The following is a 13,261-nucleotide window of genomic DNA, read 5'->3' as shown; positions in this document are numbered from 1 at the left end:
TTCTGCTATGTCGTTTGCGGCTGCGGCGGCGTGGCCGTATTCAATTGGAAACCAACGCTGCGGTACGCTTTATAGCGGTCGCGCGCCAGCTGTTTCTGAGACTCTTCGTAGGGTACGAAGTCTATCACTTCATGGAAAGCAGTAGCAAAATCTGCAAACTGCGGCAGCAGGCTGATCAGCAGATCGCGCGGCGAGCTGCCGCGACGCTGCGGCCAGGCCAGCTCGACCGGCGCGCCGTAGCGCGGCCCTTCGCCCGCCAGATTGTGCGGCACGAAGGCGTTGGCCGGACGCTGCCACAGCGCCTCGTCGAGGCGAATGGCCTGCTGTTCGTTTTCACAGGCGATCAAAATGCGTTTGCCCGCCCGCCAGCGCGTTTCCGCCAGATCGCATACCAGCGCCTCAATGGCGCTCAGCTCGTCGCTGTGCGAGTCCGATTCCATTACGTAGAAGGTTGCGTTTTTCATGGAAAGGCCTTGTGGGTGAGAGGTGACGATATTACCAGCTAAGGCGCGCGCTAGCACTTCCCGATGAGAGAGATATGGCGTCGACGGTGGTCTACATCAATGCGCGCCGCCTGATGAAGCGGCGCGCAGCGAGGCTTAGTCGTCGCCGTTGAGGCCGGCGCGGTTCAGCAGGAACTGCGACAGCATCGGCACCGGACGACCGGTGGCGCCTTTGGCTTTGCCGGAGCGCCAGGCGGTGCCGGCGATATCCAGGTGCGCCCAGTTATATTTACGCGCGAAGCGCGCCAGGAAGCAGGCGGCGGTGATGGCGCCGCCAGGACGGCCGCCAATATTCGCCATATCGGCGAAGTTCGACTCCAGCTGCTCCTGATACTCATCCGCCATCGGCAGACGCCAGGCGCGGTCGCCGGACTGCTCGGAGGCGCCGATCAGCTCGTGCGCCAGCGGATTGTGGTTCGACAGCAGGCCGCTGACGTGATGGCCGAGCGCGATAACGCAGGCGCCGGTCAGGGTCGCCACGTCGATCACCACTTCCGGATCGAAGCGCTCGACGTAGGTCAGGGCATCGCACAGCACCAGACGGCCTTCCGCATCGGTATTCAGCACTTCTACCGTCTGGCCGGACATGGTGGTCAGCACGTCGCCCGGACGCATGGCGCGGCCGTCCGGCATGTTTTCGCAGCCTGCCAGTACGCCGACCACGTTGAGCGGCAGGTTCAGCTCTGCCACCATGCGCATTACGCCGTAGACCGACGCCGCGCCGCACATGTCGTACTTCATCTCATCCATCGATTCCGCCGGCTTGATGGAGATGCCGCCAGAGTCGAAGGTCAGCCCTTTGCCCACCAGCACGATAGGGCGCGCCTCCGCGTCCGGGTTGCCTTTGTACTCGATGACCGACATCAGCGACTCGTTCTGCGAGCCGGCACCCACCGCGAGATAGGCGTTCATGCCCAGCTCTTTCATCTGCTGCTCGCCGATCACGCGCGTAGTAACGTTTTTGCTGTAGGCGTCCGCTAGCTGGCGCGCCTGTGAGGCGAGATAGGCCGCATTGCAGATGTTCGGCGGCATATTGCCGAGATCTTTCGCCGCCTTCACGCCGGCGGCGACCGCCAGGCCGTGCTGAATGGCGCGCTCGCCGCTGGTGAGTTCGCGGCGCGTCGGCACGTTGAACACCAGCTTGCGCAGCGGACGGCGCGGCTCGGTTTTGTTGCTCTTTAGCTGGTCGAAGTTATAAAGCGCTTCTTTAGAGGTTTCGACCGCCTGACGCACTTTCCAGTAGGTATTGCGGCTTTTTACATGCAGCTCGGTCAGGAAGCAGACCGCCTCCATCGAGCCGGTGTCATTCAGCGTATTAATGGTCTTCTGGATCACCTGTTTGTACTGGCGCTCATCCAGCTCGCGCTCTTTGCCGCAGCCAATCAGCAGAATGCGCTCAGACAGAATATTGGGTACATGATGCAGCAGCAGCGTCTGGCCGACTTTGCCCTCCAGCTCGCCGCGGCGCAGCAGGGCGCTGATGTAGCCGTCGCTGATTTTATCTAACTGCTCGGCGATCGGCGACAGACGACGCGGCTCGAAAACACCGACAACAATGCAGGCGCTGCGCTGTTTTTCCGGGCTTCCGCTTTTTACACTGAACTCCATGCACTCTCCTGAATCTTAAAGACAACGGCCGCGGCTGTCGCTAGAATGGTCCGCTTGTTACCACAGAGGATAAAAGTTTGTTGGTAATCAGCGTTCGAACTACGTTTAGTGTGGCAATGCGTTAATTTTCACCACCCTGACGCATTTGTCATACCATTTTAGCTGCGACGCAGGCCATTGATGAAGAAAAATGGCTAATAAGCGTTGAAACTAGCGATTTTCCTGCAAAAAGACAAGTTATCACAGGCGTACTAAGCGTGATCATCATTAGATATCTGGTTCGGGAAACGCTCAAAAGCCAGCTGGCTATCCTTTTCATCCTGCTGCTTATCTTCTTTTGTCAGAAGTTAGTGCGGATTTTAGGGGCTGCGGTGGACGGCGAAATCCCAACAAATCTCGTTCTGACTCTGTTAGGGCTTGGCGTGCCTGAAATGGCACAACTTATTCTGCCGTTAAGCCTGTTTCTGGCGATCCTGATGACGCTGGGCAAGCTTTACACCGACAGCGAAATCACCGTGATGCATGCCTGCGGCCTGGGCAAAAGCGTACTGGTGAAGGCGGCGATGGTGCTGATGCTGCTCACCTCTATCGTGGCGGCGGTCAACGTTATCTGGCTTGGCCCCTGGTCCTCGCGCTATCAGGACGAGGTGACGCAAAACGCCAAAGCCAACCCTGGCGCGGCGGCGCTGGCGGCCGGACAGTTCCAGAGTTCCAGCGACGGTAATTCGGTGCTGTTTATCGAAAACGTCAAGGGCAACCAGTTCGGCAACGTTTTCCTGGCGCAGCTGCGCGCCAAAGGCAACGCGCGGCCGTCGGTGGTGCTGGCGGACAGCGGCCATATGGAGCAGCGTAAAGACGGCTCTCAGGTGGTGACGCTGGATAAGGGCACGCGCTTTGAAGGCACGGCGATGCTGCGCGACTTCCGTATTACCGACTTCACCAACTATCAGGCGCGCGTGGGCTATAAAGAGGCGACGCTCGATCCCAACGACGCCGAGCAGTCCGACCTGACCACGCTGCTCAGCAACGACACGCCGGCGTTCCGCTCGGAGCTGCACTGGCGCTTTACGCTGATCTTCTCGGTGCTGGTAATGGCGCTGATGGTGGTGCCGTTGAGCGTGGTCAACCCGCGTCAGGGCCGCGTGCTGTCGATGCTGCCCGCGATGCTGCTCTATCTGATCTTCTTCCTGCTGCAAAGCTCGCTGAAGTCGAACGCGGCGAAAGGGCGGCTCGATCCGGCGATCTGGATGTGGGTGGTGAATATCAGCTATCTGCTGCTGGCAGTAGCGCTTAACCTGTGGGATACGGTGCCGATGCGCCGCGTGCGCGCCCGCTTCAGCCGCGGAGGTTCCGTCTGATGTTTCGCGTTCTCGACCGTTATATCGGTAAAACCATTTTCAACACCATCATGATGACGCTGTTCATGCTGGTGTCGCTCTCCGGCATCATCAAGTTTGTCGATCAGCTGCGTAAAACCGGGCAGGGCGCCTATACCGCGCTCGCCGCTGGCTACTACACGCTGCTCAGCGTGCCGAAGGATATTGAGATCTTCTTCCCGATGGCGGCGCTGCTCGGCGCGCTGCTCGGCCTGGGCACCCTGGCACAGCGCAGCGAGCTGGTGGTGATGCAGGCGGCGGGCTTCACCCGCATGCAGGTGGCGCTGTCGGTGATGAAAACCGCCATCCCGCTGGTGCTGTTAACCATGGCCATCGGCGAGTTTCTCGCGCCGGCGGGCGAGCAGATGGCGCGCAACTACCGCGCCACGCAGCTCTACGGCGGCGCGCTGGTGTCGACGCAGAACGGCCTGTGGGCGAAAGACGGCAATAACTTTATCTATATCGAGCGGGTGCGCGGCGACAACCAGCTCGACGGCGTCAGCATCTATCACTTCAGCGACGACCGTCGTCTGAAGAGCGTGCGCTACGCCGCCAGCGCCACCTGGGATCAGGCGAACAAACGCTGGAACCTGGCGCAGGTGGATGAGTCGGACCTGAACGATGCCAAACAGATCAGCGGCTCGCAGAGCCTGAGCGGCGAATGGAAAACCAACCTGACGCCGGACAAGCTCGGCGTGGTGGCGCTCGATCCCGACGCGCTGTCGATTCGCGGCCTCTACAACTACAGCAAGTACCTGAAGCAGAGCGGCCAGGAGTCTGGGCGTTACCGTCTCAATATGTGGAGCAAGATCTTCCAGCCGCTGTCGGTGGCGGTGATGATGCTGATGGCGCTGTCGTTTATCTTCGGCCCGCTGCGCAGCGTGTCGATGGGCGTGCGCGTGGTGACCGGCATCAGCTTTGGCTTCCTGTTCTACGTGCTGGACCAGATTTTCGGCCCGCTGAGCCTGGTCTACGGCCTGCCGCCTGTAATGGGCGCGATCCTGCCCAGCGCCGCGTTCTTCGCCATTAGCCTGTTCCTGCTGGTTAAGCGGCGTTAAGTCCGGGCAATAACTTAGAAGCAAAAATGAGGCCGCAAATTGCGGCCTCTCTCTTATAACTCGATGAAAAACGGTAGCTTTTACCGGTGTCGCTAATGACTGTTTTTCTCAGCTATGCCAGGCTCTGTGCGGGTTTTTTTCAGAGTCAGGAAAGATGAAGAAGAGCACGCCGACCCCGCACGACGCCGTCTTCCGCCAGCTTCTCAGCCAGCCGGACGTGGCGCGCGACTTTATGGAAATCCACCTTCCGCCTCAGCTCCTTGCGCTCTGTGACCTCAGCACGCTCAGGCTGGCCTCCGGCTCTTTCGTGGAAGATGATCTGCGCCCTTATTTCAGCGACGTGCTCTACAGCATGAAAACCCGCGGCGGCGGCGACGGCTATGTGCAGGTGCTGATTGAGCACCAGTCGACGCCGGACAAACAGATGGCGTTTCGGCTGCTGCGCTACGCGGTGGCGGCGATGAAGCGTCACCTCGACGCCGGACATAAGACGCTGCCGCTGGTAATACCGGTGCTGTTTTACGCCGGTCAGCGCAGCCCTTATCCCTGGTCAACCTGCTGGCTGGACGGGTTCGCCGACCCGGCGCTGGCCGCCGTGCTTTACGGCAAGGCTTTTCCGCTGGTCGACGTCACCGTCATTCCTGATGATGAAATCGTGCAGCATCGTCGTATGGCAGCGCTGACGCTGCTGCAAAAACATATTCGCCAGCGCGATTTAGCGGAGATCATGGACCTGCTGGTAGCCGCCTGGCAGGCGGACAAATCTTCATCACAAACACCATCGCTGGTAAACTATATTATTCAGGCAGGCGAAACCACAGACGCCAGCGCCTTTGTTCAAGAACTGGCACAGCGGATGCCGCAACAGGAGGTCCCACTGATGACAATTGCAGAACAGCTTAAGCAGGAAGGCGAGCTAAAGGGCAAGCTTGAGGGCAAACTGGAAGTCGCGCGCAGCCTGCTGAAAATGCAGCTGCCGCGCGACACGATCTTGCAGGCGACCGGGCTGACGGAAGAAGAACTAGACCGCCTCGGCGACCAGTAACCGTCCTGAGCCGTACTCCACACCGATCAACACAATAAAAGAACCCGCCTTAAAAAGCGGGTTCTGTCTGAGCCTTGAGTGGTTTTAACGCGCCAGCAGCGGCAACAGCGCCGGAAGCTGCGACAGCAGGTAGAGGATCAGCCCGATGGTGCCCCCCACCAGCGTGCCGTTGATGCGAATAAATTGCAGATCCTTGCCGATGTTCAGCTCAATCTGCTGCGACATATCGCGCGCGTCCCAGCTCTTCACCGTATCGCTGATATGACGCGTCAGGAAGGCGGCGAACTCCGGCGCAACGCTGCGCGCGGCGTCTTCCAGATGGCGGTTCATTGAGGCGCGCAGCGCGTCGTCGCGCGCCAGGTTCTCGCCCAGCCACAGCGCCGCCTGGCGCACCTTCTCCTGCACGCGCGAATCCTCGCTGTTGAGATCGGTTTTCAGCCAGGCGCGCAGGTCGCTCCACAGCTCGCCGATATAGCGGTTCAGCGAGGCGTCCTCTTTCATCCAGCGCTTAATCTCCTCGGCGCGCGCCGCCATCTCCGGGTCGTGCTTCAGCTTCTCAATCAGCCGATCCACCGCGCGGTTAAAGCCGAGGCGCAGCTCGTGACCCTGATCCGCCGCCACGTCGTCGAGCACTGAATCCACCGCGTTCGCCACCAGCTCCGCGCTGTGCTCGCCCAGCCATTCGGTCGGCAGCATCTTCGCCTTAATGGGATGCTCGCGCTTCAGCCAGCGCACAATCTGCATGGCGATAAAGTCGCGCGTGGCGGGCTTGTGCAGCAGGCGCAGCAGCTGATCGATCGCCGCGTCGAGCAGCTCCTGATGGCGGTTGTTTTTGGTCAGGCTCTCCAGCAGCACCGCGCTGGTCTGCGACAGATCGACCTTGTCGATGGCGCGATGTACCGCGCGGCGCATAAAGTTCTGAATACGCGCGTCGTCGGTAAGATCGAGAAAGCCGCGCATCACCTGCAGCAGATGGCGCCCGATGCGGTCGGCGTTGCCCGGCGCGTTAAGCCACTGCGCCAGCAGCTGCGCCGGATCGTGGCGGCGGATCAACGCCAGCAGCGAATCGGTGTCGAGAAACTTCTCCTGCACGAAGCGGCCGAGATTGTCGCCGATGCGATCTTTATTGCGCGGAATAATCGCCGTATGGCGCGAGATAAAGGGCACCGGCACGCGGCGAAACAGCGCCACCACGGCGAACCAGTCCGCCAGCGCGCCGACCATCGCCGCTTCAGCAATCGCCTTCACGCCGCTCACCCAGAAGCCAGGCGGCAGAAAAAGCGTGGTGATAAAGATGGCGGCGGCCAGCAGCAGCAGGCCGAGCGCCAGACGTTTTGTCCGTTTAAGTTCGCGTAATTTGTCCATGCTCACAGCTTAGCAGAGGCCCGACCGCAGCGGAAAGCGCCTCAGCGGCGACGCCCGCCCAGCAGGCTGCCGAGCGCGCCGCGGATAATCTGGTTGGCGATCTGCCGCGTCGCGCTTTTCGCCACGCTCTGCACGATGCCGTCATGCTTGCCGCCGCGCGGGCCGGTGCGGCCGAACAGCACCTCTTTTAGTCCGCCGAGAATGCCGCTGTCGACCTCAAGCTCGTTACCTTTCGCCTGCGGCGCGTTGGCCTGTTCGCTGGCGCCTTTCACGCCCTGATGCAGCTTCTCATAGGCGGATTCACGGTCGATCTCCTCATCATATTTGCCCGCCAGCGGCGAGTGGTTGATCAGGCCGTTGCGCTCGTCAAGGCTCACCGGCCCCATGCGCGAGCCGGGCGCAATCACCATCGCGCGCTCCACCACCGACGGGCTGCCTTTTTCATCGAGAAACGAGATCAGCGCCTCGCCGGTGCCCAGCGCCTGAATCGCCTCAGCGGTGTTGATGGCGGGATTGGCGCGCAGGGTGTCGGCGGCGCTCTTCACCGCCTTCTGATCCTTCGGCGTAAAGGCGCGCAGCGCGTGCTGCACGCGGTTGCCGAGCTGGCCGAGTACGCTGTCGGGCACGTCAGCAGGATTCTGGGTGACGAACCAGACGCCGACGCCTTTCGAGCGGATCAGGCGCATCACCTGTTCCACCTTCTCCAGCAGCACCGGCGGCGCATCGTTAAACAGCAGGTGCGCCTCGTCGAAGAAGAACACCATCTTCGGCTTCTCCAGATCGCCCGCTTCCGGCAGGTGCTCGTACAGCTCCGACAGCAGCCACAGCAGGCTGGTGGCGTAGAGCTTCGGCTGCTGATAAAGCTTGTCCGCCGCCAGAATATTGATAAAGCCTTTGCCGTCGGCGTCGACGCGCATCAGGTCGCGGATATCGAGCATCGGCTCGCCGAAGAAGTGCTCTGCGCCTTGCTGCTCCAGCGCCAGCAGCCCGCGCTGAATGGCGCCCACCGACGCGCTGTTGATATTGCCGTACTGCGTCTGAAAGCTTTTGGCGTTGTCGCCGATGTACTGGGTCATTGCGCGCAGGTCTTTAAAGTCGAGCAGCAGCAATCCCTGATCGTCGGCGACGCGGAAGATAATCTGCAGCACGCCGCTCTGGATGTCGTTGAGATTCAGCAGGCGCGCCAGCAGCAGCGGGCCGAGGTCGGAGACGGTGGCGCGCACCGGATGGCCCTGATCGCCGAAGATATCCCACAGCATCACCGGATTGCGCTGCGGCTGCCAGTCGGTGACGCCGATCTTCGCCAGCCGCGCCAGCAGCTTCTCGCTCGCTTCTCCCTGCGCCGCAATGCCGGTCAGGTCGCCTTTCACGTCCGCCATAAACACCGGCACGCCGAGGGTGGAGAAGGATTCCGCCAGCTTCTGCAGCGTGACGGTTTTGCCGGTGCCGGTCGCACCGGTGATCAGCCCGTGGCGATTCGCCATCGCGGGCAGCAGATAACATTTCACATCGGGCGTCTGGGCAATAAGCAGCGGGGCGGTCATGGCGTCACTCCAGGCAAAGGATCTGTCTGAAGGATAGCAAGCGGCGCGGGAGAAGGCGGGAAAATGGCGCGCCGTGCAGCGACGGCGCGCCCTGGTTACTTCTGCACCTCATCCAGCAGCAGCATGCTGACGCCGATGCCCTGCTTAACGTTGCTGAGGTTTTTGCGCACCGCGACCTGCTGCGCGCCCTGCAGAATAGTGACGAACGGCGAGTTCTGCTGCAGTTCGGTCTGCAAATGGGTGTAGAGCGCGCGACGCTGCGTGGCATCGCTTTCGCCCGCTGCCTTACGCGTCTCGGCGCTCAGCTCGGGGATCTCCCAGCCGACGCGCCACGCCAGGGTTTTCGAGCCGCCCGGCACGTTATAGGCGAAGGCGCTGGCGTTGGTGTTCGGGTCGATATAGTCCGCGCCCCAGTAGATAAAGATCGACTGGAAGTCGCGGCCGCGCATCTTGCTCCACAGCTCTGACTCCGCCACCGGCTGAATATCCAGGTTCACGTCCGCCTTCGCGAAGCTCGCCTGCAGCGCCTGCGCCACATCAATATAGGGCGGCTGATTCACCACCGTCAGGGCGATATGGGTGCCTGGCGCGATGCCGCCGCGCTGTAAAATCGCTTTCGCCTTGTCGACGTCGTAATGGAACGGCGTGGTGTTGAGCGCGCCGTCAAAGCCGTCCGGCAAAAAGCTCTGATGAATGCGGTACTGGCCTTTCAGCAGCTGGTTGGCGATGCTGTCGTAGTCCACCAGCCAGCGCGCCGCCTGCCACAGCGCCGGATTACCGAGCGCGGGCTGCTTCGCGTCTTTGGTGTTAAAGCCGAGATAGTAGACCAGGCTCGACGGGAAGGCATCAATGCGCACGTTGGCATCGCCCTTCAGCGCCGCGATCTGATCGGGGCCGAGCTGATAGGCGACATCCACGTCGCCCTGCTGCACCAGCAGACGACGCGTGCCCGGATCGGCGACGCCCTTAAGCAGCACGCGCTTCAGATGCGGCTGCGGCGCAGCGTGTGGGTTAGCCTCCAGCACCAGCGCCTGCAGCGGCACAAACTGCTTGATAGAGAAGGCGCCGCTGCCCGCTGAATGGGTCTTCAGCCAGCCGTTGCCGGTGTCGTTGCTGCTGGCGTGCTGCAGCGCGGTTTTACTGTCGACCACCGAGCCGACCGGCGCGGTCAGCAGACGCAGCGCCAGATCCTGGCCGATTTGCGCCGGCCAGCGGATCTCCAGCTGATGGTCGTTCACCACCGTAAACTGGCTGCTGATATTCTCCGGCGTCCAGCCGAACTCGGCCAGAATAAAAGAGGGCGCTTTATTGAGCTTCACCGCGCGCGTCAGGGAAAAGACCACATCCTGCGCGGTGACCGGATTGCCGCTGACGAAACGGGCGTCTGGATTGAGGTTGAAAAGCAGGCTGTGCGGGGTCGAACCCTGCTGCCAGCTGCGCGCCAGCAGCGGCGAGAGCTTCTGCGGATCGTCCTGATTCGGCTCCACCAGCGTCTGGTAAACATTACGCAGGCTGCTGTTGCTGACCGTTTCAAAGCTCTCCGCCGGATCGAAACTGATAATGCCGTCGAGCGGCACGGCGATCACCAGCGTATCTTTCGGCGTGCTGGCGTGCACCACGGGCGCTAATGTCAGCGCGCCCAACAACAAAAGCAAAATGCGTCGCATAGGGTTTATCCTGAGTAGTTGATAAACCTACTTTATCCGGCGCGTCGCTACGGCAAAATGCCGCTTTGTTATGAGCTTTGCACAAAAAAATCGTCTCAGTTTCCGGCGTGATTAACCATCTACATTGATTATTGCCACGCCAGCAGCGAAATAAGGCTTTCGCCGAATAGCGATCACATTTCCAGCAATATTTCATTGCTGCTGTTAATAAGTGAATATAATGTTGCCAATGAGAATAGTTCTCTTGTATGGAAGTATGATTTTTTTTGATTGATTATTTCCGGCAACTGTCACCTCACGCAAATAAAACCGGGCTGGCGCACAAGGTTTCTGACTATATAACCATCAATTGTGCGGTTTTAAACAAAATTTCCTCCTGTAACAGCCGTCACCCCCTCGTAACCATCCAATAACACAATGATAAATTTTCACTAAAACACATTTGTACTTCTATTTTTACATTTCGAAATATCTATATCCCTAATATTGCCGCGTTATTAACCGATAAGATTTGTGTTTAACAAATATATTACTTTTACAGCAAGTGAGAGTCGTGCCGCTATGCTTCTTGACAAACCCACCACCAGACGAAAGTTTTTGCTCGGGTCTTTACTGGCATTGCCATTAAGTGACCTGGTGTTAAAAGGGCTGACTGCGGCGCAGGCAGCTGAAATGGCCGCGCCGGAACTGGCTGACTATAAACCGGGCTTTTTTAGCGCGGACGAATGGCAGTTTATTCTCGCCGCCACCGATCGCCTGATCCCGGCAGGCGGCAAAGGCAAAGCGCCTGGCGCGCTGGAAACCAACGTGCCGATCTTTATCGACCAGCAGCTGCAGAGCAGCGAGTTCGGCGACGAGATCTATATGCAGGGCCCGTTCAACGTGCACGCCGATCCGACGTTCGGTTACCAGATCCCGTTCACTCCACAGCAGATGTACCACACCGCCATCAAGCTGGTGACGCAGTGGGTGCAGACCACCTACAACAAGCCGTTCCAGCAGCTCACGCTGGAAGAGAAAGATGACGTGTTGACCAAACTCAACAAGAACGGCATCGACTTCGCCGCGCTGGGCGAAGGCAACCTGAAAGCGTCGCAGTTCTTCAGCCAGCTGCTCTCTGATACCAAACATGGCTATCTCGCGGATCCGATGTATGGCGGCAACAAAGGCATGAAAGCCTGGATCGCCATCGGCTTCCCTGGCGCGCGCGCCAGCTTCACCGAATGGGTGAAGCAGCACAACGTGCCCTATCCGCTGGGGCCGGTCAGCCTTTTGGGTGAACGCGCTTAACCGCGCTGAATCAGGTATTTGAGACAGGATTATCATGGCACAGATTACTAAAAAAGAAGTCGACGTCGTTGTTTGCGGCCTCGGCTGGGCCGGCTCGCTGATGAGTATCGAGCTGGCGCTGGCGGGCCTCGAAGTGCGCGCCTTAGAGCGCGGCGGCGAGCGCGACTACCCCGATTTCGCCTACCCGAAACCGGCCGACGAATACGCCTATAACGTGCGTAACAAAGTGTTCGCTACGCCGAAAGAAGTGGCGGTCACCGTGCGCTACGACACCACCCAGACCGCGCTGCCGACCCGTAAATGGGGCGCGTTCGCGCCGGGCACCGGCGTGGGCGGCGCAGGGATGCACTGGACGGCGGTACTGATCCGTCCAACCCCGACCGACATCAAGCTGAAAACCTACGTGGACGAGGCCTACAAGCCGGGCATCCTGCAGGAAGATATGCGCGTGATGGACTTCCCGTTCAGTTGGGAAGAGATCGAGCCGTACTACTACAAGTTCGAGCTGATCTGCGGCCAGTCGGGCAACACCGGCAACCTGCGCGGCCAGATTCTGGAAGGCGGCGACCCGTTCGAAGGCCCGCGCTCTGAGCCTTACCCGCTGCCGGCGCTGGAAGACACGCTGAACAACGTGATGTTTAAAGAAGCGGCGACGAAGCTGGGCTACCATCCGTTCCCCAACCCGTCGGCGTGCGTGTCGCGCGCGTGGAAAAACCCCTACGGCAACCAGATCGCGCCGTGCAACTACTGCGGCTACTGCTCGAAGTATCCGTGCCTGAACTACTCCAAAGCGTCGCCGCAGACCGCGGTGATGGATGCGCTGAAGCGCATGCCGAACTTCTCCTACGAAGTGCACGCGGAAGTGGTGAAGGTGGTGCTGCACGACGACAAGAAGACCGCCAAAGGCGTGATCTACTATGACGTGGACGGCAACGAAGTGTTCCAGCCGGCGAAAATCGTCGTGCTTTCCAGCTTCCAGCTCTACAACGTGCGTCTGATGCTGCTTTCCGGCATCGGCAAGCCGTACAACCCGATCACTGAAGAGGGTGTGGTAGGCCGTAACTACGCCTTCCTGTCGAACGGCGGCGCGACCCTGTTCTTCAAGGACAAAAACTTCAACCCGTACGCCACCGCAGGCGCCACCGGCCAGATGTTCAACGACATCTCGCCAGGCAACTTCGATGGTCCGGGTCTCGGCTTCCTTGGCGGCGCCAAGATCCACAGCTCGCAGGCCACCGGCACGCCGATCGCCACCTCGCTGCCGAAAGGCACGCCGAGCTGGGGCATGGGCTACAAAGAGGGTATGGAAGAGTGGTACGGCCACTCGATGAAGATCAGCATCACCACGACCTGCCAGTCGTACCGTGACGTCTATCTGGACCTCGACCCGAACTACACCGACCACCGCGGCCAGCCGCTGCTGCGCATGACCTTTAACTGGAAGCAGAACGAGCTGAAGCTGCAGCAGTACCTGAAGGGCATCGTCGGCAATATCGGCAAAGAGCTGAACCCGGACAGCATGAGCATGAGCTTCCTGCCGATGGACGCCAACTTCGACCTGACCAAGTACGTCTCTACCCACAACGTGGGCGGCGCGGTGATGGGCGACAACCCGAAAACCTCTGCACTGAACAAGTATCTGCAGAGCTGGGACGTGCATAACGTGTTTGTACCGGGCGGCAACGCCTTCCCGCAGAATTTCCAGGCGAACCCGACCGACACCATCGGCGCGATTACCCTGATGGCGGCGCAGGCGATCAAGGAACAGTATCTGAAGAACCCCGGTCCACTGGTACAGGCATAAG

At 60.1% G+C, this 13,261-nt stretch carries 10 protein-coding genes; 5 read left to right on the top strand and 5 right to left on the bottom strand.

Annotated elements, in window-relative coordinates:
- Window positions 1-5: 5 nt before the first annotated feature.
- A complete protein-coding gene (locus B2J69_RS04570; protein ID WP_081136856.1) occupies window positions 6-464 on the bottom strand; it encodes a DNA polymerase III subunit chi in 459 nt (152 codons plus the stop codon).
- Window positions 465-599: 135 nt separating this feature from the next.
- Window positions 600-2,111, bottom strand: coding sequence for a leucyl aminopeptidase (gene pepA, locus B2J69_RS04565; RefSeq protein ID WP_033749345.1), 1,512 nt, complete (start codon window positions 2,109-2,111; stop codon window positions 600-602).
- Window positions 2,112-2,368: 257 nt separating this feature from the next.
- Between pepA and lptF the strand changes: the two genes are divergently transcribed.
- From lptF to B2J69_RS04550, 3 genes are all read left to right on the top strand, one after another.
- Window positions 2,369-3,469, top strand: coding sequence for an LPS export ABC transporter permease LptF (lptF, locus tag B2J69_RS04560; protein ID WP_081136854.1), 1,101 nt, complete (start codon window positions 2,369-2,371; stop codon window positions 3,467-3,469).
- Window positions 3,469-4,545, top strand: coding sequence for an LPS export ABC transporter permease LptG (gene lptG / locus B2J69_RS04555; protein WP_081136851.1), 1,077 nt, complete (start codon window positions 3,469-3,471; stop codon window positions 4,543-4,545). Before lptF ends, lptG begins: the two co-directional genes overlap by 1 nt.
- Window positions 4,546-4,699: 154 nt before the next feature.
- On the top strand, window positions 4,700-5,590 hold the full coding sequence (locus tag B2J69_RS04550) for an Rpn family recombination-promoting nuclease/putative transposase (protein ID WP_081136849.1): 891 nt from the start codon (window positions 4,700-4,702) through the stop codon (window positions 5,588-5,590).
- 84 nt (window positions 5,591-5,674) lie between these two features.
- Here B2J69_RS04550 and B2J69_RS04545 read toward each other — a convergent pair whose 3' ends face one another.
- The 3 genes from B2J69_RS04545 to B2J69_RS04535 all read right to left on the bottom strand — a co-directional run bounded on the left by B2J69_RS04545 (window position 5,675) and on the right by B2J69_RS04535 (window position 10,166).
- Window positions 5,675-6,955, bottom strand: a complete 1,281-nt coding sequence (locus tag B2J69_RS04545) for a DUF445 domain-containing protein (protein ID WP_081136846.1) — start codon at window positions 6,953-6,955, stop codon at window positions 5,675-5,677.
- Window positions 6,956-6,996: 41 nt separating this feature from the next.
- On the bottom strand, window positions 6,997-8,499 hold the full coding sequence (locus B2J69_RS04540) for a helicase HerA-like C-terminal domain-containing protein (RefSeq protein WP_081136844.1): 1,503 nt from the start codon (window positions 8,497-8,499) through the stop codon (window positions 6,997-6,999).
- A 95-nt stretch (window positions 8,500-8,594) separates the two neighbouring features.
- Window positions 8,595-10,166, bottom strand: a complete 1,572-nt coding sequence (locus tag B2J69_RS04535; protein ID WP_081136842.1) for an ABC transporter substrate-binding protein — start codon at window positions 10,164-10,166, stop codon at window positions 8,595-8,597.
- Between the two features lie 561 nt (window positions 10,167-10,727).
- On the opposite strand from B2J69_RS04535, the gene B2J69_RS04530 reads away from it, so the two are divergent.
- Entirely contained in the window at window positions 10,728-11,456 is a 729-nt protein-coding gene (locus tag B2J69_RS04530; protein WP_081136840.1) for a gluconate 2-dehydrogenase subunit 3 family protein, read from the top strand.
- Window positions 11,457-11,490: 34 nt separating this feature from the next.
- The gene (locus tag B2J69_RS04525) at window positions 11,491-13,260 is read left to right on the top strand and encodes a GMC family oxidoreductase (RefSeq protein ID WP_081136838.1); all 1,770 of its coding nucleotides are present in this window, start codon (window positions 11,491-11,493) and stop codon (window positions 13,258-13,260) included.
- Window position 13,261 lies beyond the last annotated feature (1 nt).

It is taken from the genome of Pantoea latae (genome assembly GCF_002077695.1).
GTDB classification, from domain to species: domain Bacteria; phylum Pseudomonadota; class Gammaproteobacteria; order Enterobacterales; family Enterobacteriaceae; genus Pantoea; species Pantoea latae.
Note: the sequence above shows the minus strand (reverse complement) of the source record. Positions and strands in the feature narration are given on the sequence as shown.